This is a genomic window from Pseudomonas fulva (assembly GCF_023517795.1).
GTDB lineage: Bacteria > Pseudomonadota > Gammaproteobacteria > Pseudomonadales > Pseudomonadaceae > Aquipseudomonas > Aquipseudomonas fulva_D.
In genome coordinates this window covers 4,914,160-4,934,140 of the sequence record NZ_CP082928.1, presented here as the reverse complement: position 1 = coordinate 4,934,140, position 19,981 = coordinate 4,914,160, and the positions used below count along the sequence as shown (strand labels likewise).

Annotated in this window: 18 protein-coding genes; 1 reads left to right on the top strand and 17 read right to left on the bottom strand. The window is 64.6% G+C overall.

Features of this window, described 5'->3' with window-relative positions:
- Positions 1-4: 4 nt before the first annotated feature.
- From pcaD to K8U54_RS22745, 10 genes are all read right to left on the bottom strand, one after another.
- On the bottom strand, positions 5-796 hold the full coding sequence (gene pcaD, locus K8U54_RS22790; RefSeq protein ID WP_249907939.1) for a 3-oxoadipate enol-lactonase: 792 nt from the start codon (positions 794-796) through the stop codon (positions 5-7).
- 18 nt (positions 797-814) lie between these two features.
- Positions 815-2,179, bottom strand: a complete 1,365-nt coding sequence (locus K8U54_RS22785) for a 3-carboxy-cis,cis-muconate cycloisomerase (RefSeq protein WP_249907938.1) — start codon at positions 2,177-2,179, stop codon at positions 815-817.
- Positions 2,180-2,197: 18 nt separating this feature from the next.
- Complete coding sequence (locus K8U54_RS22780; RefSeq protein ID WP_249907937.1) at positions 2,198-3,511, bottom strand: MFS family transporter; 1,314 nt, start codon at positions 3,509-3,511, stop codon at positions 2,198-2,200.
- 372 nt (positions 3,512-3,883) lie between these two features.
- The gene (gene pcaF, locus K8U54_RS22775; protein WP_249907936.1) at positions 3,884-5,089 is read right to left on the bottom strand and encodes a 3-oxoadipyl-CoA thiolase; all 1,206 of its coding nucleotides are present in this window, start codon (positions 5,087-5,089) and stop codon (positions 3,884-3,886) included.
- Positions 5,086-5,868, bottom strand: a complete 783-nt coding sequence (locus K8U54_RS22770) for a CoA-transferase subunit beta (RefSeq protein WP_249907935.1) — start codon at positions 5,866-5,868, stop codon at positions 5,086-5,088. The genes pcaF and K8U54_RS22770 overlap by 4 nt, the downstream gene beginning before the upstream one ends.
- Complete coding sequence (locus K8U54_RS22765) at positions 5,868-6,719, bottom strand: CoA transferase subunit A (RefSeq protein ID WP_249907934.1); 852 nt, start codon at positions 6,717-6,719, stop codon at positions 5,868-5,870. The genes K8U54_RS22770 and K8U54_RS22765 overlap by 1 nt, the downstream gene beginning before the upstream one ends.
- Positions 6,720-7,011: 292 nt before the next feature.
- The gene (locus K8U54_RS22760) at positions 7,012-7,971 is read right to left on the bottom strand and encodes an AraC family transcriptional regulator (RefSeq protein WP_283939388.1); all 960 of its coding nucleotides are present in this window, start codon (positions 7,969-7,971) and stop codon (positions 7,012-7,014) included.
- A 235-nt stretch (positions 7,972-8,206) separates the two neighbouring features.
- Entirely contained in the window at positions 8,207-9,136 is a 930-nt protein-coding gene (gene catA, locus K8U54_RS22755) for a catechol 1,2-dioxygenase (RefSeq protein WP_249907932.1), read from the bottom strand.
- Between the two features lie 57 nt (positions 9,137-9,193).
- Positions 9,194-9,484 (bottom strand): muconolactone Delta-isomerase, encoded by a 291-nt coding sequence (catC, locus tag K8U54_RS22750; protein WP_249907931.1) that lies wholly within the window; start codon positions 9,482-9,484, stop codon positions 9,194-9,196.
- 23 nt (positions 9,485-9,507) lie between these two features.
- Positions 9,508-10,629 carry a muconate cycloisomerase family protein gene (locus K8U54_RS22745; protein WP_249907930.1) on the bottom strand — a complete coding sequence of 374 codons (1,122 nt, stop codon included), beginning with the start codon at positions 10,627-10,629 and terminating at the stop codon, positions 9,508-9,510.
- 224 nt (positions 10,630-10,853) lie between these two features.
- Between K8U54_RS22745 and K8U54_RS22740 the strand changes: the two genes are divergently transcribed.
- The gene (locus K8U54_RS22740; RefSeq protein ID WP_249907929.1) at positions 10,854-11,729 is read left to right on the top strand and encodes a LysR family transcriptional regulator; all 876 of its coding nucleotides are present in this window, start codon (positions 10,854-10,856) and stop codon (positions 11,727-11,729) included.
- A 303-nt stretch (positions 11,730-12,032) separates the two neighbouring features.
- Here the strand turns inward: K8U54_RS22740 and K8U54_RS22735 are convergent, their stop codons facing one another.
- From K8U54_RS22735 to K8U54_RS22705, 7 genes are all read right to left on the bottom strand, one after another.
- Positions 12,033-13,295 carry an OprD family porin gene (locus K8U54_RS22735; RefSeq protein WP_249907928.1) on the bottom strand — a complete coding sequence of 421 codons (1,263 nt, stop codon included), beginning with the start codon at positions 13,293-13,295 and terminating at the stop codon, positions 12,033-12,035.
- An 85-nt stretch (positions 13,296-13,380) separates the two neighbouring features.
- Positions 13,381-14,598, bottom strand: coding sequence for a benzoate/H(+) symporter BenE family transporter (locus K8U54_RS22730; RefSeq protein WP_249907927.1), 1,218 nt, complete (start codon positions 14,596-14,598; stop codon positions 13,381-13,383).
- 92 nt (positions 14,599-14,690) lie between these two features.
- Complete coding sequence (locus K8U54_RS22725; protein WP_249907926.1) at positions 14,691-16,025, bottom strand: MFS transporter; 1,335 nt, start codon at positions 16,023-16,025, stop codon at positions 14,691-14,693.
- 71 nt (positions 16,026-16,096) lie between these two features.
- The gene (locus K8U54_RS22720; protein ID WP_249907925.1) at positions 16,097-16,873 is read right to left on the bottom strand and encodes a 1,6-dihydroxycyclohexa-2,4-diene-1-carboxylate dehydrogenase; all 777 of its coding nucleotides are present in this window, start codon (positions 16,871-16,873) and stop codon (positions 16,097-16,099) included.
- A 10-nt stretch (positions 16,874-16,883) separates the two neighbouring features.
- Complete coding sequence (gene benC, locus K8U54_RS22715) at positions 16,884-17,927, bottom strand: benzoate 1,2-dioxygenase electron transfer component BenC (protein WP_249907924.1); 1,044 nt, start codon at positions 17,925-17,927, stop codon at positions 16,884-16,886.
- A 54-nt stretch (positions 17,928-17,981) separates the two neighbouring features.
- Positions 17,982-18,470: a benzoate 1,2-dioxygenase small subunit gene (benB, locus tag K8U54_RS22710; protein ID WP_249907923.1), complete on the bottom strand. Its 489-nt coding sequence runs from the start codon at positions 18,468-18,470 to the stop codon at positions 17,982-17,984.
- Positions 18,467-19,843, bottom strand: a complete 1,377-nt coding sequence (locus tag K8U54_RS22705) for a Rieske 2Fe-2S domain-containing protein (RefSeq protein ID WP_249907922.1) — start codon at positions 19,841-19,843, stop codon at positions 18,467-18,469. Before K8U54_RS22705 ends, benB begins: the two co-directional genes overlap by 4 nt.
- Between the last annotated feature and the right edge of the window lie 138 nt (positions 19,844-19,981).

Sequence of the window (19,981 nt, the reverse complement as noted above, 5' to 3'; positions counted from 1 at the left end):
TCGCTCAATTGGTTTGCAGAAAGCTCAGCACGCGCCCGGTGAACAGCTCACCAGCCTGCACGTTGGACAGATGCGCAGCATCGAACTCGACCAGCTCGGCGCCGGCAATACGCTCTTGCATGAAGCGACCGTGTTCGGGCGTGGTCACCGCATCACCGGTGCCGCATACGATCAGGGTCGGCACGTCGATCGTGGCGATCTGCTCGCGGTAGTCGGCATCGCGCACCGCTGCACAGTTACCGGCATAGCCCTGGGGCGAGGTCTGCGCCAGCATGGTGACGATCGGCTCGACCTTCTCCGGCTGGGCCTTGGCGAACGGCGCAGTGAACCAGCGCTCGATGGAGGCATCACGCAGGTCGCGCATGGCCTTCTCGCCACCCTTGAGCACGGTGTCGATGCGGGTGTTCCACACCTCGTCGGTACCGATCTTGGCGCCGGTATTGCACAGCACCAGGCGATCCAGGCGCGAGGCGGCGTTGATCGCCAGCCATTGGCCGATCAAGCCGCCCATGGACAGGCCGCAGAAATGCGCCTTGTCGATGTTCAGCGCATCGAGCAGCGCCAGCACGTCGCGGCCGTTCTGCTCGATGCTGTAGAAGCCCGGCGTGACCAGCGACTGGCCGTGGCCACGGGTGTCGTAGCGCAGCACCCGCAAGTGCTGGGTGAAGGTGGGGATCTGCGCGTCCCACATGTGCAGGTTGGTGCCCAGGGAATTGGAGAGCACCAGCACCGGTGCATCGGCCGGGCCTTCGAGCAGGTAATTCAGGTCGCCATCGGCGAGGGATACCACAGGCATGACAATCTCCTAGATGATCTACGAATTCAGTTCACGGCTCTGCGCCACGGCGCGCTCGACCCAGCGTCGCGCCTGGCCCAGGTAATGGGCGGGATCGAGCAGTCGATCCAGTTGTTCGTCGGACAGTTGCGCGCTGACCTCGGTATTGGCGCCGAGTACCTCGCGCAGGTGAGCGCCCTCCTCTACCGCCTGCTTGCAGCATTGCTCGACCAGATGGTGGGCGGCGTCGCGGCCGATGCGTTGCGCCAGGGCGATGCTCACCGCCTCGGCGAGTACCAGGCCACGGGTCAGTTCGAGGTTGGCGGCCATGCGCTCGGCGTCCACTTCAAGGCCCGGCACCAGGATCAGCGCCTGCTGCAGGGCCCCGGAGACCAGGCAGCACAGCTCGGGCAGCGTCTCCCACTCGGCATGCCACAGCCCCAGGCTGCGCTCATGCTCCTGGGGCATGGCTGCGAACATGGTGGCGACCAATCCGGGCGCGCGGGTGGCGGCACCGATCAGCACCGCAGCGCCCACCGGGTTGCGCTTGTGGGGCATGGTCGAGGAACCGCCCTTGCCGGGTGCCGAGGGCTCGAACAGCTCGCCGGCCTCGGTCTGCATCAGCAGGCTGAGGTCGCGGCCCATCTTGCCCAGGCTGCCGGCGATCAGGCCAAGCAGGCTGGCGAACTCGACCAGCCGATCACGCTGGGTATGCCAGGGTTGCTCGGGCAGTTGCAGGTCCAGCTCGGCTGCCAGTGCACCGGCCACCGACCAGGCCTTGTCGCCCAGTGCTGCCAGGCTGCCGGACGCACCGCCGAACTGCAGGCACAGCAGGCGCGGCTTGATTTCGTCGAGGCGCTGCCGGTGGCGGTCGATGGCGCCCAGCCAGCCGGCGATCTTCATGCCCAGGGTGACCGGCGTGGCGTGCTGCAGCCAGGTGCGCCCGGCCATCGGCGTTGCCCCGTGGCGCTGGGCCTGCTCGGCCAGTTGCCGGCTCAGGGTATCGAGGTCGCGCTCCAGCAGGTCGATGGCGGCGCGCAGCTGCAGCACCAGGCCGCTGTCCATGGCGTCCTGGCTGGTGGCGCCCAGGTGCACATAGCGCTCGGCCTCGGGGTTGCTCGCCGCGATGCGTTTGCCAAGGGCCTTGACCAGCGGAATCGCCGAGTTGCCGGCGCTGCCGATGGCGATGGCCAGCGCATCGAAGTCATAGAGTTCGGCCCGGCACGCTGCCTCGATATCGGCCACCACGGCCTGGGGGATCACCCCGGCCGCCGCTTCGGCCCGGGCCAGTGCCGCCTCGAAGTCGAGCATGCCCTGCACGCGACCCTGGTCGCTGAACACCTGGCGCATCGGCGCACCCGTGAAATAGGCATCGAACAGCTGGCTAGCGGGCCTGGAACTCATACAGCGAACACTCCGTGGTCAATGATCGTGGTGCAGGTAGCTGGCCTGGCGCGGCAGGCGCAGGCTGACCAGAAAGGCCAGCACCATCATGCCTGATACGTACCAGTAGAAGGTCTGCTCCATACCAATGGACTTCAGACCCAGGGCGACATACTCGGCCGAACCGCCGAACAGTGCGTTGGCCACCGCGTAGGCCAGGCCAACGCCGAGAGCGCGGACTTCCGGCGGGAACATTTCGGCCTTCACCAGGCCGCTGATCGAGGTGTACAGGCTGACGATGGCCAGCGCCGCGATGATCAGCAAAAAGGCCATCACCGGGCTCTGCACGGTATGCAGCAAGGCCAGGATCGGCCAGGTGCAGATCGCCCCCAGGGCGCCGAACCAGAGCATCGAGGTGCGCCGGCCGATACGGTCGGACAGCGCGCCGAACAGCGGCTGCATGATCATGAACAGGAACAGCGCGCCGGTCATGATGCCGCTGGCGGTCTTGGCGCTCATGCCCGCCGAGTTGACCAGGTACTTCTGCATGTAGGTGGTGAAGGTATAGAAGATCAGCGAGCCGCCGGCGGTGTAACCCAGCACGGTGAAGAAAGCGGCCTTGTGGTGCTTGAACAGGTAGGCGACGCTGCCCGATTCCTGGTTGCCGATCTGGTCCTGCTTTGCGGTTTCGTCCAGCGAGCGGCGCAGGTAGAAGGCCACCACGGCGGCCATGGCGCCGATCACGAACGGGATGCGCCAGCCCCAGGCGCGCAGCTCGTCTTCGCTCAGCGCCTGCTGAAGGATCACTACCACCAGCACCGCGAGCAGTTGCCCGCCTATCAGGGTGACGTACTGGAAGGAGGCGAAGAAGCCGCGCTGGCCCTTGAGCGCCACCTCGCTCATGTAGGTGGCGGTGGTGCCGTACTCGCCGCCCACTGACAGGCCCTGGAACAACCGCGCCAGCAACAGCAGCACCGGCGCCAGGGTGCCGATGCTGCTGTAGGTGGGCATGCAGGCGATGGCCAGCGAGCCCAGGCACATCATCAGCACCGAGATCATCATGGAGACCTTGCGGCCGTACTTGTCGGCAATGCGGCCGAATACCCAGCCACCGATCGGCCGCATCAGAAAGCCCGCGGCGAACACCCCTGCGGTGTTGAGCAGCTGCACGGTGGGGTCATCGGAAGGAAAGAAGGCCGGCGCGAAGTAGATCGCGCAGAAGGCGTACACGTAGAAGTCGAACCACTCGACCAGGTTGCCCGAGGAGGCGCCAACGATGGCGAAGATGCGCTTGCGACGCTCTTCGGGGCTGTAGTTGGGGGCTTGGTACGCCGCGCTGGCTTCGGTACTCATGATGGATACTCACTGGTAGGAAACGGAACCGTCCCTACTCCGACCCTATATGTAACCAAATGATTCGTCATTTTGGGTCGCCCATCCTCACCAGGGCACGGGATCGTGGCCCGCGCCCGGGTAAGGACAAACGAAACTTCGAAAATCGCCTTAGCAATAGAGCTGACAGCTTGGTCATGATCGTGGCAGCGGGCCATGCCCGCGAATCGGGCGTATGGCGCCCTCCCACAGAATACGCGGCCGGCCTCAAAACCTAGCAGTAGGGTGGACAACGCTTCAGCTGTCCACCGCCGCAATCGCAATGGTGGATGAAAAAAATCGCCATCCACCCTACGAGGCGAACGGCCGTTTTCACCACTTCGCAAACAGGCCCTAAACCCGCTCGATGGCCAGTGCCAGCCCCTGCCCCACCCCCACGCACATGGTGGCCAGACCAAGCGTGCCGCCGGTTCTCTCCAGATGGTGCACGGCCGTCAGTACCAGGCGGTTGCCGCTCATGCCCAGGGGATGACCGAGGGCGATGGCGCCGCCGTTCGGGTTGACCTTGGGGCTGTCGTCCGGCAGACCGAGGTCGCGGGTGACGGCCAGGCCCTGGGCGGCGAAGGCTTCGTTGAGTTCGATCACGTCGAAGGCGTCGATCTCCAGGTTCAGGCGCGCCAGCAGCTTGCGTACCGCCGGCACCGGGCCGACGCCCATGATGCGCGGCGCAACGCCGCCACTGGCCATGCCCAGCACCTTGGCGCGCGGCTTGAGGCCGTACTGTTCAACGGCTTCGGCCGAGGCCAGGATCATCGCCGAGGCGCCATCGTTGAGGCCCGAGGCGTTGCCGGCGGTGACGGTCTTGTCCGGGCCGTTGACCGGTTTGAGCTTGGCCAGACCTTCAGCCGTGGTATCGGCACGCGGGTGCTCGTCGGTGTCGACGACGATCTCGCCCTTTTTGGTCCTGATCACCACCGGGACGATTTCTTCGGCGTAGTAACCGCTCTGCTGAGCCGCAGCCGCACGCTGCTGGCTGCGCAGGCCAAAGGCGTCCTGGTCGGCACGGCTGACGCCATAGTCCTCGGCGACGTTGTCACCGGTGACCGGCATCGGGTCAACGCCGTACTGCTCCTTCATCGCCGGGTTGACGAAGCGCCAGCCCAGGGTGGTGTCTTCCAGCTTCTGGCCACGGCCGAAGGCGCTGTCGGCCTTGCCCATCACGTAGGGCGCGCGGGTCATCGACTCGACGCCAGCGGCGATGGCCAGCTCCATCTCGCCCGCGGCGATGGCGCGGAACGCAGCACCGACCGCTTCCATACCCGAGGCGCAGAGGCGATTGAGGGTCACGCCCGGCACCGTTTCCGGCAGGCCGGCGAGCAGCAGGGCCATTCGCGCAACGTTGCGGTTGTCTTCGCCGGACTGGTTGGCGCAGCCCATAAATACTTCATCGACCGCTGACCAGTCGACCTGCGGGTTACGCTCGACCAGCGCCTTGAGCGGGATCGCCGCCAGGTCGTCGGCGCGTACCGCCGACAGCGCGCCGTTGAGGCGGCCAATCGGCGTGCGCACGGCGTCACAGATGAATACCTCGCGGCTCATTCGTCACCTCCTTTTTGGCCATGGGCCTCGGCAGTGCGGGCTTCCAGGTCGCGCAGCGCGGCCAGTTCCTCGGCTTTCGGCGCCTCGGTGGTGGTCACCTCGTCGGCGAAACGAACTTGCCAGCCAGTGTTCTCGATCACCTGCTCGCGGGTCACGCCCGGGTGCAGCGAAGTGACGATGAACTCATTGGTGCCGGCTTCCGGCTCCATGATGCACAGGTCGGTGATGATCGCCACCGGGCCATCGCCCGGCAGGCCGAGACGCTTGCGGTGATCGCCGCCCTCGCCATGACCGACCGAGGTGATGAAGGCCAGCTTGTCGACGAAGGTGCGGTGACCCTGCTTGAGGATGATCAGCACCTTCTTGGCACTACCGGCGATCTCCGGCGCTCCACCGGCGCCCGGCAGGCGCACCTTCGGCGCCTGGTAGTCGCCGATCACCGTGGTGTTGATATTGCCGAACTTGTCGACCTGGGCGGCGCCGAGGAAGCCGACGTCGATGCGCCCGCCCTGCAGCCAGTAGCGGAAGATCTCGCCGGTCGGCACGACGGTGTCGGCGGTCTCGGCCAGCTCGCCGTCACCGATGGACAACGGCAGCACGCTCGGCTTGGCGCCGATCGGGCCGGATTCGTAGATCAGCACCACTTCCGGCGCATGGGTCAGGCGCGCCAGGTTGGCGGCCTTGGATGGCAGGCCGATGCCGACGAAGCACACGCTGCCATTGCCGAGGCGGCGCGCGGCGGCCACGGTCATCATTTCGTTGGTGTTGAAGTCGCTCATCACTTGGCCTCCCCGTTAACCTTCGCCTGGTACTGCGCAAAATCCTCGGTGCCGCGGATGTATTCATCGATCCATGCGGTGAAGGTTTCGCGGTCTCGGGCAATCGGGTCCCAGGCCTGGTAGAAGCGGTTGTCGCGCTCGTAGTAACCGTGGGCATAGGACGGATGGGCGCCACCGGGCACCACGCAGACCGCGGTGAGTGCCCAGGTCGGCAGCACGCAGGCGTTCATCGGTGCCTGCAGGTCGTCGACGATTTCCTCGACGGTGACGATGCAGCGCTTGGCCGCCAGGGCCGCCTCCTTCTGCACGCCAAGGATGCCCTGGATCAGCACGTTGCCCTTGCGATCGGCCTTCTGGGCGTGGATCACGGTGACGTCCGGGCGCACACTGGGCACCGCTGCCAGCTTCTCGCCGGTGAACGGGCAGTCGATGAACTTGATGTCCGGGTTGACCTTGACCAAGTCCGAACCCTGGTAGCCGCGCAGCACGGCGAACGGCAGGTTGGAGGCGCCGGAGACGTAGGCGTTGGCCATGGCGGCGTGGCTGTGCTCGCTGATTTCCAGCTTGTGCGGCCAGTGCTTCTCGACGGCGTCACGCAGGCGGTGCAGCGAACCTACACCGGGGTTCCCGCCCCAGGAGAACACCAGCTTCCTGGCGCAACCGGCACCGATCAGCAGGTCGTAGACCAGATCGGGGGTCATGCGCACCAGGGTCAGGTCCTTCTTGTTCTGCCGGATCAGCTCGTGGGACGCAGCGGTCGGAATCAGGTGGGTGAAGCCTTCGAGGGCAAGGGTGTCGCCGTCGTGAACGAAGCGTTCGACCGCTTCGCGCAGGGAGAGAATCTCAGCCATGGTCGTTCTCGTCTTGTTGCTCTGGATACCGTGGGCGGCGATTAGCCGTATGGTCACAAGGTACTCATCCAGTAGGCGGCTAACAATCCGATAATCGACTATCCGTTCGATAATCGAACAAGACTTATAGACCTGCTCTCAGAACTTGTTCACGATCTTTTTAGGCGACATGAAAGAGGCTGCCACAAGGTAGAAGCGGCCGTCACTGATCCATTGTGGGAGCGGGGAACATCCGCTGCCACCGCTTTGCAGCCAAAGCGCTGAAGTCAGGCCGAAGATCGTGTACAGGTTCTCAGCGGTTGCGCCTGTAGGTATCCGACGGCAGCTCGCCAAAGCGGCGGCGGTAGGCTTCGGCGAAACGGCCAAGATGCAGGAAGCCGTGATCCAGGGCGACTTCGGTAACGCTGCGCACCTTGCAGGCGGGGTCGAGCAACTGGGCATGGATGCGTTCGAGCTTGCGCTGGCGGATGTAATCCTTGGGGCTGATGCCGGCATGGCGCTCGAACAGGGCGTAAAGCGACCGTTCGCTGACCCGGGCGACCGTTACCAACTGCTCGATGCCGATGTCCTGGGTCAGGTGCTGCTCGATGTAATCGACGACCTGCTCGAAGGAGCCGCCCTGGGACTGTGGCTGCACGCGTTGCACGTTGTTGCCCAGCAGGCCCAACAGCTTGCTGGCGATGATGCGCACGTAGTGCTCCTGCACCTGGGGCATGCTGGACGCAGCTTCGGCTTCCTGGCAGATCAGCATCAGCAGGTTGGAAAAGCCCTCCAGCTCGCCCATGTCATGACGTGCGGCGGTAAAGCGGATACCGCTTTGCGGCAGCATCCAGCGGTTTTCCAGGCAGGTGTTCTCGAACAGGCTGACCGGCAGCTTGACGATGAATTTCTCGCAATCGGCCGAATAGGTCAGGTCCACCGGGTCGTCCGGGTTGATCAGCAGCAGCTCGCCGGGCACGAAGAAGTGCTCCTGACCGCGGCACTGCGAGCGGCAGTTGCCCTTGAGCAGCACCTGCAGGTGATAGATGGTTTCCAGCGCCGGCGAGGTGACGCGCACGCTGCCGCCATAACTGATGCGGCACAGGTCGAGGCTGGCGAACTTGCGGTGATTGAGGCTCGCTTCGGGAAAGCCCGTGGTCGGCAGGCGGATGCAGTGGGCGCCGACATGCTGATTGACGTAGTCGGACACCGCGTAAGGGTCGGCGCGCTCGAACACCTGGCTGCGCGCGCTCAGCAGGAAATCGCTCATCATCAGGCCTCGTTGTTTTTCTTATAAGGCTGAATCGCCGCCATCGGGCAATCCGCTAATCGTCCGGCGATTCTAACCATCCCCCTGGCAGGCGATACGCCAGCGTGACAAAGGGTTACATCTCTCTCGCCGCAATTCAGTGTGACCGTTCAATGCAGGATGCCGCGCGGCCCTTCGCCTGCCCGGTAAGGCAGACGAACGGCAGCGCGGCACTGTGCCCTGCGGGGGCAACGCGGGTTTACACCTCCAGCGCACGAACCCGCTCGTGACGCTGCTGAGCCTTGGGCTCGGCCGTGGACTGCAGGGTGAAATCGAACTCGATTTCGGCGAAGCGCCCTTCCACACCATGGGCTTTGGCGCGTTCGACATCGTCAGAGAAGTCGATCCTGGCGATCAGCTCGTCGCGGGTGGCGTAGGCGAAGTCGTCGTGCAGGTACTTGTCGCCATCCAGGTTGATCTGGGTGGTCAGGTGGCGATGGCCTGGCGCGGAGATGAAGAAGTGCACGTGGGCCGGACGCTGGCCGTGGCGGCCAAGCTGATCGAGCAGCTGCTGGGTCGGGCCATCGGGCGGGCAGCCGTAGCCGGACGGCACGATGCTGCGGAAACGATAACGGCCTTCGGCGTCGGTTTCGATACGGCGGCGCAGGTTGAATTCCGACTGCACAGGGTCGAAGTACGAGTAGGTGCCGCCGGTGTTGGCGTGCCATACGTCGACGATGGCGCCAGCCAGCGGCTTGCCATCGGTATCGAACACCCGGCCTTGCATGAACAGCGGCGTGCCTGCGTCCTTGCCGTCATCCAGGCGGGCCTCGCCCTTGCTCAGCGGGGCGCCGGCCACGTACAGCGGACCTTCGATGGTGCGCGGGGTGCCGCCGGTGCGGCCTGCCTCCTCGTCTTCGGCGTCCATCAGCATGTCGAGGTAATGCTCGATACCCAGGCCCGCGACGACCAGACCCGCCTCCTGGCGAGAGCCGAGTTCGTTGAGGTAGTTCACCGCCTTCCAGAACTCTTCCGGAGTGATCTGCAGGTCTTCGATGATCTTCGCCGTGTCGTTGAGCACACGGTGGATCACGGTTTTCATGCGGGCGTTGCCGCCGTCATTGGTGAAGCCGGCGGCGTCTTCGAAGAACTTCTGCACGTCGACGGTCTGGGCGATACGTACGGTCATGGCGTGTTTCCTCATCTTGTTGTTGTGGGGAGCGGATCAGGCGAGTGATGGCGCCGATCAGCGATCGTCAGCGTGGATCGAGGACGGATGGCGACACAGCGCCATGACCTCGATGTCCATATACGGGTACAGCGGCAGCTGCATCAGCGTGTCGTGCAGGGCCTGGGCGTCGGCCACGTCGAAAATGCTGACATTGGCGTAAAGCCCGGCGATACGCCACAGGTGACGCCAGGTGCCTTCGCGCTGCAGGCGCTGGGCCAGCTCCTTTTCGTCGGCCTTCAGAAGCGCGGCCTGCTCGGCCGGCATGTCGGTGGGCAGTTTGACGGTCATGCGCACGTGAAACAGCATGGCTTGCTCCTCTCGGGTTCGGTTCAGCGGCGGCTAAAGCGCTGCAGGCGTTCTTCGTCCAGGGTCACGCCGAGGCCCGGCGTGGTTGGAATCTTCAGTTCGAAATCGCGGTACACCGGCACGTCAACGAGGATGTCCTCGGTCAGCAGCAGCGGGCCGAAGAGTTCGGTGTGCCATTCCAGCTTGCTCAGGGTGGCGAAGGCATGGGCCGAGGCCAGGGTGCCGACGCTGCCTTCGAGCATGGTGCCGCCGTACAGGCCGATGCCCGCCGCTTCGGCGATATAGGCGCTGCGCAGCACGGCGCGCGGCCCCCCGTTCTTGGCGATCTTCAGGGCGAACACCGGTGCGGCGCCGCCGCGGGCCAGGTTGAAGCTGTCTTCCACGCTCTCGATGGCTTCGTCGGCCATGATCGGCGTCGGGCTGCGGGCGCTGACGCGGGCCTGGGCCTGCACGTCCTGGCGCGGAATCGGTTGCTCGATCAGGTCGACGCCGGCATCACCGAGGGCCTGGCAGGCACGAATGGCCACCGCCTCGCTCCACGCCTGGTTGACGTCGACCCGCACGCTGGCGCGGTCGCCCAGGGCGCGCTTGATCGCCGCCACGTGGGCGATATCCAGCGCGGCCTCGCGGCTGCCGATCTTCAGCTTGAAAACCCGGTGGCGACGCAGGTCGAGCATGCGCTCGGCTTCGTCGATGTCCTTGGCTGTATCGCCGCTGGCCAGCGTCCAGGCCACTTCCAGACCGTCGCGAACGCGGCCACCGAGCAGTTCGGCAACCGGCAGGCCAAGGCGCTTGCCCTGGGCGTCGAGCAGCGCGGTTTCCACGGCCGAGCGGGCGAAGGTGTTGGCGCGTACGCTGCGGTCGATGCGCAGCATGGCGGCATTGATATTGCCGGCCGGCTGGCCGATCAGCAGCGGTGCGAAATAGGTATCGATATTGGTCTTGATGCTTTCCGGGCTTTCCCCGGCATAGGCCAGACCGCCGATGGTGGTGGCTTCGCCGACCCCTTCGATACCGTCGCTGCAGCGCAGGCGCAGGATCACCAGGGTCTGCTGCTGCAGGGTATGCATGGCCAGCTTGTGCGGGCGAATGGTCGGCAAGTCGACAATCAGGGTGTCGAGGCTTTCGATCAGCGGAAGGCTCATGGACGATGATCCGTGTGCGGGGCAATGCCACGGGCGGTCGCCGGCGAAGTGGCGCACTGCGGCGCGCCATTCACGAGGTCGGCCAGCAGCGGGCGAGAAGAACGAGGGATGCGAGTGAGCACGAGCATATCCTTCAGGTTTTATTTTTGTCTGGGCACAGATTGACCTCAGCAAATCAGGCAGTCCAATATTGAATCGGTCTGGTTTCATACCCTGGAGGTATCATGGAGCTGCGCCATTTACGCTACTTCCGCGTACTCGCGGAAACCCTGAATTTCACCCGCGCAGCCCAACGCCTGCATATCGCCCAGCCGCCGCTGAGCCGGCAGATTCAGCAACTGGAAGACGAATTGGGTGTCGCCTTGATCGAACGCGGCAGGCCGCTGCGCCTGACCGAAGCCGGGCGTTTCTTCTATGAACATTCCGTCCAATTGCTCGAACAATTGGGCCGCGTCAGCGATGACACCCGGCGTATCGCCGAAGGGCAACGGCGCTGGTTTGGTATCGGCTTCGCGCCCTCGACCCTGTATGGCGCGCTGCCCGAGCTGATCCGCCAGCTGCGCGGCGAGGCCGCCATCGAACTGGGCTTGTCCGAGCTGACCACCCTGCCCCAGGTCGAAGCGCTGAAACGCGGCCGTATCGATATCGGCTTCGGGCGCATCCATATCGAAGACCCGGCCATCGTTCAGGAAGTGATTCGCCAGGACCCCTTGGTCGCAGCCCTGCCCGCCGGCCACCGCCTGCTGGCCGCTCCGGCTTCACTGGAGGAACTGGCCCGCGAGCCGTTCGTGCTCTACCCCGCCTCGCCACGGCCCAGCTACGCCGACCATGTGCTGGCCCTGTTCGCCCGTAACGGCCTGAAGATTCGCGTGGCGCAGATGACCAACGAGCTGCAGACCGCCATCGGCCTGGTCGCCGCCGGCATCGGCATCAGCCTGGTGCCCGCCTCCGTGCAGCGCCTGCACCGCGACGATATCGGCTATACGCCGCTGCTCGACGCCAGCGCCACCTCGCCCATCGTGATCAGCTACCGCAAGGACGATGACTCCCCGCTGCTCAAGCGCTGCCTGAAGCTGGTGAAGAATCTGGATAGCGAGTAAGGGCGAATCGGCGGGCAACGCCCACATAGGCCATTCGCACAAAAAGCATCGCGGGCACGGACTGGGCGTCCCCGCCCGCTCCCACAGATGTCCGCTGTTCTCCTATGAGCTTTGAGGAAGCGTCAACTGCCTCATGGCCTACCAATGAGCAGCGGCCACCCACGATCCCCGTGGGAGCGCGCCATGCGCGCGAAAATCTCGGGAGCGGAATGGGTGTCCCCGCCCGCTCTCACAGTTACGGCAAAAGAGGCTGGAGTTCCAGAAGGATTGCCAGCCACGAGCTACCGGAATAGCAGCAGCGCCTCAGAGCAACGTCCAGGTATACGAAAGAATCAGCCGGTTCTCATCGATATCGCTGCGGTAGTTCGACCGCGCCTCGACGTTACGCACCCGTACGCCCAACCCCTTGAGCGCCCCGCTCTGCACCACGTAGCCGATATCCAGATCGCGTTCACGATCCTTGCCTTCGAAACCGCGGCCGGTATCGACGTTGTCGCCGCGGATATAGCGCACCGTGGTGGTCAGGCCGGGTACGCCGAGGGCGGCGAAGTCGTAGTCGTAGCGCGCCTGCCAGGAACGTTCATCGGTGTAGGCGAACTCGTAGGTGGGCACCTCGTTGCCCAGCGGCGTGACGTTGGCGAACACCCGCGGAAACGGGTTGTCGCCGAACATCGCCTGGTAGCCGACATAGAAGGTATGGCCACCGTGCCTGGCCGAGACCAGCGAGTAGAAGGCCTGGTTGTCGATATCGCCGAGCAGCTTGTCGCCATCTTCCTGGCTGTCGAAATAGCCGAGGCTGGCGCCCAGGGTCCAGTCGCCCAGTGGCTCGCTGTGCTTGAGGCCGACGAAGCGCTGGTTGTAGATGTCCTCGAGTTGCGCGTACCACAGGCTGGCGGAGGTGCGTTTGTCGTTGAAGACGTAGTCGGCGCCCAGGTAGTTGAACGCGTCGCTGCTGACCTGGCGCTGCGGCACATGGCCGAGCATGGCCTGCAACTTGTCGTCGCCGGCTTCGTTGCGCAGGCTGGTGGAACCCAGGTGGCCGCCCTGCAGGGTCAGGCCGTCGATCTCCCGGGACAGCAGCGAGGCGCCCTGGTAGCTGGGCGGCAGCAGGCGTATATCACTGAAGGTCAGCACTGGCAGGTTGGGTTGCAGCTCACCGATGCGCAGTTCGGTCTGCGACAGGCGCGCCTTCACTGCCACGCCGAGACGGCTGTATTCATCGGCCGCTTCGCCATTGTCGCGCACCGGCAGCAGCCCGGTATTGACCCTATCCCGGCTGCTGTCGAGTTTGATGCCGAGCAGCCCCTGGGCGTCCAGGCCAAAGCCGACCACACCCGGCGTGTAGCCGGACTTGAAGTCGAGGATGAAACCCTGGGCCCACTCCTCGGCCTTGGACTGCTGGTTGGCGCCGACGATGTCGGAGAAATCCCGGCTGAAGTAGTAGTTGCGCGCCTGCAGGGTCGCGCTGGCGCCCTCGACGAAGCCCTCGCCCGCGGCCTGCGCGGCAGCCGGCAGGCTCAGCACGCCCAGGGAAAATAGGCACAAGGTAGTCTGATGTTTACTCATGGTTGCTCTGCTCTTGTTGTTATTGCATGGGTACAGCGGCGCCCCGCGCCAAGCAGCGCGGAGAGCCGGATCAGGAAATCGGCGTTCAGCGAGTCGCTTGATCGGGTCTGGAACGCACGGCCTGCTCGACGCCGGGCGCGGTTTTATGGGTCAGCAGCCAATGGGCGAAAAGCCCGAAGATCAGTCCCCAGAACGCCGCCGACAGGCCGAGAAAGGACATGCCCGAGGCGGTAACCAGAAAGGCCACCAGCGCCGCTTCGCGCTCTTGCGGCACGGCCATGGCCCCGGCCAGGGAAGCTGCGATAGCGCCGAACAGCGCCAGCCCTGCCAATGCCGCCACCAACGCTTGAGGGAAGGCGCTGAACAGGCTGACCAGGGTTGCCCCGAACAGGCCGAACAGCAGATAGAAAACACCGCCAACCACACCAGCCACGTAGCGCCGCTCAGGCCGTTCATGGGCCTCACGGCCGGTACAGATCGCCGCGGTAATCGCCCCCAGCGCCAGGCCATGGCAGGCAAAGGGCGCCAACAGCAAGCTGCCCAGGCCACAGCCTGCCAGCAACGGCCGCGCCGGCACCTCGCCGTAACCGCTGCTGCGCAGCAAAGCCATGCCGGGTATGAACTGCCCGGTCAGCGCCACCACCGCCAGCGGTACGCCGATGTTGAGCATCGCCATCGGTGAAAACTCCGGGGTTATCCACACCGGCGTCGCCAAACCGATCACCCAGGCGTCGGCGCTCAGCTCGCCGCGGCCGATCACCAGCCCAACGCCGACCAGCAACACTGCCAGCACCGCGTAGCGCGGCGACACGCGCTTGCACACCAGGTAGGTGACGAACATCGCCAGCACCAGCAGCGGCTGTTCCTGCAGCGAGGTGAACAGCGCACTGCCGAAGTTGAACAGAATGCCCGCCAGCATCGCCGCGCATACCGACAGCGGTAAGCGGGCGACGAGCTTGTCGAAGGCGCCGCTGAGGCCCACCACCAGCACGATCAGGTTGGCCACCAGGTACGCGCCCACCGCCTCGCCGAGACTCACCTGCGGCAACAGGCTGACCAGCAACGCCGAGCCCGGCGCCGACCAGGCGATCACCACTGGTGCCCGGTAGCGCAGGCTGAGCACGATGCCCAGCACGCCACTGCCGATGCTGATCGCCCAGATCCACGACGACAGCAGCTCGGCCGGCAGACCGGCCGTGCGCGCCGCCTGGAAGATAATTACCAGCGGGCCGGCATAGGAAATCACCGTGGCGATAAAGCCGGCGACGGGCGCCGATAGCGACATGTCCTTGAACAACTTCATTGCATCGCTCCATCAAGCAGGCGGCCGCAGCCGCTCCCCGTCCACCGAGGAGGTGGACAGGGATGGATCAGAGTACGGATGGGAGGTAGCGATCAGGCTTTGCTGGGTTGCAGGCCTAGCTTGTCGACACTGGCGCTATTCAGGGCAAACACCAGCATGGCCAGGGCCGCGATGGCGCCCGGGATGGCAAAGGCCATGAAGTTGAGCTGCAGCGGTAGTTCGATGCCCATCAGCGCACCGCCGAGCAGCGGGCCGACGATGGCGCCGTTGCGGCCGATGCCCGAGGCCCAGCCCAAGCCCGTGGAGCGGATCGACAGGCCGTACAGCTGGGCGGTGCCGGCGTACAACAGGATCTGCGTGCCGATGGTCGTTGCTCCGGCGATGAAGATCAGCAGGTACAACATCAGCATCGGGCTCTTGAAGCCAAGCAGGCTGATCGACACCGCCGCGGCAATAAAGAAGCCGACCTTGACCTTGGTCAGGTTGAAGCGGTCGCCCAGCCAGCCGCCGAGAATCGCTCCGGCCATACCGCCAAAGTTCAGGGCCAGCAGGAACGACAGGCTCGAACCCAGGCTATAACCGGCGCTGGCCATCAGTTTCGGCAGCCAGGAACTCAGCGCATAGACCATCAGCAGACAGCAGAAGAACGCCACCCAGATCGCCAGGGTGCGCACCGCCAGGCCGTTGCGAAACAGTTCCAGCACGGAGACGCCGCCGCCCTTGCGCTCGTTGATGGTCAACTGCACATCGGCATCCAGTCCCTGGGCGGGGTCAAGACGGTTGAGCAAGGCGCGGGCCTTGTCATGCTCGCCGCGGCGCACCAGAAAACCGATGGATTCGGGCAGGTAGCAGAGAATCACCGGCAACAGCAGCAACGGCAGCGCGGCGGCGAAGAACATCGACTCCCAGCCAAAACGCGGCAGCATGAAGATACCCACACCGGCCGACAGCATGCCGCCCAACGAATAGCCGCTGAACATCACCGCCACCAGGGTGCTGCGCATTTTCTTCGGCGCATATTCGTTCATCAGCGCCACGGCGTTGGGCATCAGCCCACCGCAGCCCAGGCCGGCGATAAAGCGGCAGATGCCGAACTCGGTGGGACTGGTGGCAAAGCCGTTGACGATGGTCGCCACGCTGAACAGCGCGAAGCAGATGGCGATGCCCTTCTTGCGGCCGATCTTGTCGGCCAGGCTGCCGAACAGCAGTGCGCCGAACATCATGCCGAACAGCGCGTAGCTGCCCAGGGCACCGGCCTGCAGCGGAGTGAGCCCCCACTCCTGCATGATCACCGGCAGCACCACGCCGTAGATGAACAGGTCGTAGCCGTCGAAGATCAGCAGCAAGGCGCACAGGCACATCACCAGCCAGTGGAAGGAATTGAAACGGGCATTGTCGATCACGTCGTTGACGTCGAGGTTACGCATGGCATGGGTCTCTTATTGTTGTTGTGAAGCCGTGGCCGGCGTTGCCGTCCTGTTGAACTCTTATGAAGCCTTCAGCCCAGATCACCACCACCGACCGGCAGGGTCACGCCGGTGATGTAGGAGGCCTCGTCGGAGGCCAGAAACAGGATTGCACCGACCTGCTCATCGAGCGTGCCGTAGCGCTTCATCAGGCTGCTGTCGAGGGTCTGGTCGACGATCTGCTGGTACCAGGCCTTTTCCTGCTCGCTCTGCTCGGCGGCATTGCGCGGGATGCGCCGCGGCGGCGCCTCGGTGCCACCCGGAGCGGTGGCATTGACGCGAATCCCCCGCTGCGCGTTCTCGAACGCCAGGCAGGCTGTCAACGCATTGATGCCGCCCTTGGCCGCGCCGTAGGGCACGCGATTGAGGCTGCGGGTGGCAATGGACGACACGTTGACGATGGCGCCGCTGCCCTGCTCCAGCATCACCGGCAAGGCGGCGTGGCAGCACCATAGGGTCGGGAATAGCGAGCGGCGCACCTCGGCTTCGATTTCCGCTTCGCGATAATGCTCGAAGGGCTTGGCCCAGATGGTGCCGCCAACGTTGTTGATCAGAATGTCCAGTCGACCGAAACGCTCCACGGCCTGCCTCATCACCTGCTGGCAGTCCTCGTAGCGCTCCAGGTCGGCGGCCAGCGTCAGCAGCTCGGCGCCCTGCCCCAGCTCGCCGTTGAGTTCATGAACCAGCTCGGCACGGTCCACCGCGACGATGCGCGCGCCCTCGGTCGCCAGGCGCTCGACCACCCGCCGACCAATGCCCTGCGCTGCCCCGGTGACCAATGCCACCTTGTTGTCGAATCGCTTGTGCATGGCGCTCTCCTCAGGCCGTCAGGGCGTGCCGATCGGTGCTGAGCACCTGGGTCGGGGTGAATTTCTCGTAATGGAAACTCGCTGGCGTGACGCCCTGCTCGGTGAAGTGCTGGCGCACCGCATCGACCATCGGCGGCGGCCCGCACAGGTAGACGTCGACATCGCCGTCGTTGAGCATCGCCGCGCTCATGTGCTGAGTGACGTAGCCCTTGCGTGGGTGCCCGGACTGCGGCTCGGCCACACAGGTGATGAACACCAGGGTCGGCAAGCGCTCGGCCAAGGCCTGGAGGCGCTCGACCAGTACCAGATCGAGATCCCGGGTGACCCCGTAGATCAGGCTGATCGGTTGCTCGCAGCCGCGCTCGGCCAGCACTTCGAGCATCGACAGGAATGGCGCCAGGCCGGTGCCGCCAGCCAGCAACAGCAACGGGCGACGCACTTCGCGCAGGTAAAAGGTGCCCAGCGGCCCGGTGAACTGCAGGCGCTCACCCGGCTGCGCCTGATCCAGGTAGGCGCTCATCAGCCCACCCGGCACACGCTTGATCAGAAAACCGAAGCGCGACTCACCGGGCTTGTTGCTGAACGAATAGGCACGGGTCTGAGTACCGCCAGGTACGCCGATATTCACGTACTGCCCCGGCAGAAAACTCGGCGCTACTGCGCCGCTGGCAATATCGAAGGCGACCTCCAGGGCCGCATCGGCGTGTGGGGTGATCGACACCAACTCGCCTTCGAAGCTGCCCGTGCCGGTCTTGCAGGCGGTGGACGGCACCGGCACGGCGATCACGCAATCCGAGGCCGGCACCATCTGGCAGGTCAGCACCAGGCCCTGGGCGGCCTCGTCGTCACTGAGGGCGTCCTCGATGTAGTCCTCGCCCTGGTCATACTCGCCGTCTTCGCAGCGACACTTGCAGGTGCCGCACACGCCGTCGGAGCAGTCCATGGGCAGGTTGATGCGGTTGCGGTAGGCGGCATCCAGCACCTTTTCGTTGGCCTTGCAGTCGATGAAGCGGGTGACCCCATCTTCGAAACTCAGGGCGATGGTGTACGTCATGGCAATACCTCGGCGCTGCCACCGGGCACGGAAGCTAAGCGGCAGCGCATCGACTCAGATGTGGTAGATGTCGAGCACCTGGTGCACGTAATCGTTCTTGAGCACCACCTTCTTGCGGGTGATCAACGGCTGATCGCCACGCATGTCCAGGTGGTAGAACGAGGTGCCGAAGTAGACATCGGTGCTCTTGTAGCGATGGCTCAGGGTCTGCCAGTTGAAGCGCACCTGTACCTGCTCGGCGCTCTCCTCGAGCACCTCCAGGTTGGCGATGAAGTGCGCGGTGCGCGGCTCCGGCGTACTGGCGCTGGAGCGCTCGGTCTTGATGCGAAACACCCGGTCCTCCAGCCCTTCGCGGTTGGGGTAGTAGATCAGCGAGATTTCCCGCTGCGGGTCTTCGGTCAACCCGTCGTTATCGTCCCAGGCGGGCATCCAGAACACCGCCTTGCTCGAATAGCACTCCAGCCACTCGTCCCATTGACGGTCGTCGAGCAGGCGCGCTTCGCGGTAGATGAAATCGAGGATCAGCTGTCGATTGGCGCTCATGCTACGCACTCCCCGTCGGTGGCGATCAGCTTCGCACGCTCGCTATCGATGGCCTTGCTCATCACCTGCGCCCAGTGGGCGTGCTGACGCACGAACAGCCCCTCGTCCTCGGACTTCACGCCGCTGAGCAAGGGCTGCATGCCCATGGCCCTGGCGTTGTCGTCAGCTCCTTCGATCCAGTGGCTGGCGCCACGACTGAGGTCATTCCACTGTGCGGCCTGGCCGGCATAGCCGGTCTGGCAGGCGCGAAACTCTTCCAGATCGTCCGGCGTACCCATGCCGGTGACGTTGAAGAAATCCTCGTACTGACGAATACGCAGCGCCCGGGCCTGGTCGCTTTCGCCCTTGGGCGCGAAGCAGTAAATGGTCACTTCGGTCTTGTCGACGGCGATCGGGCGTACCACTCGGATCTGGGTGGAGAACTGATCCATCAGGTACACATTGGGGTACAGGCACAGGTTGCGGGTCTGGCCGACGATAATGTCGGCGCGAGTTTCACCGAACTTGGCCACCAGTTCGTCGCGATGCTCGAATACCGGGCGTACTTCGGGGTTGATCAGCCGCGTCCACAACAGGATGTGGCCGTGGTCGTAGGCATAGAAGCCGCCGACGCTCTTCGACCAGCCGTTGGCATCCACGGTGCGGGTGCCTTCGGCTTCGTAGTTGCGGCGCTGCATGGTCGCCGAGTAGTTCCAGTGCACGGAGCTGACGTGATAGCCGTCGGCGCCGTTCTCGATCTGCAGCTTCCAGTTGCCATCGTAGAAGTACGACGAGTTGCCGCGCAGCACTTCGATGCCTTCGGGCGCCTGGTCGACGATCTGGTCGATGATCACCCGGGTTTCGCCCAGGTAATCTTCCAACGCCGGCACCGCGTCGCTGAGGCTGCCGAACAGGAAACCCCGGTAGCTCTGGAAGCGCGCCAGGCGCGTAAGGTCGTGGGAACCTTCGCAGTCGAAGCTGTCGGGGTAGCCGCCGGTCTTGGCGTCTTTGACCTTGAGCAGCTTGCCGACGTTGCTGAAAGTCCAGCCGTGGAATGGGCAGGTGAACGAGCCCTTGTTGCCCTGCTTGCGCCGGCACAGCACGGCACCACGGTGGGCACAGGCGTTGATCAGGCCATGCAGCTCGCCGCCCTTGTCGCGGGTGATGACCACGGGCTGGCGGCCGATATGGGTGGTGAAGTAATCGTTGATCTCGGGGATCTGGCTCTCGTGGGCCAGGTAGACCCAGCCGCTCTCGAAGATGTGCTTCATCTCCAGTTCGAACAGATCCGGGTCGGTAAAGACGTCGCGGCGGCAGCGGAAAATACCCTTGGCAGGATCCTCCTGAACGGATTCAGTGAGCTGCCGGGCAAGGCGATCGAGTGTGCCGGTCATGGGGTCGTACCCTCCGTTGTTCTTATCAGGCAACGCCACAGGGGGCGTATCAGGCAGGGCCAGATTAAGAGCGGGTACGAATGGGCAATAGCCGTTTACTGCAGATCGCTATCCAGATTCTGCACGGCTCGTTCAGCC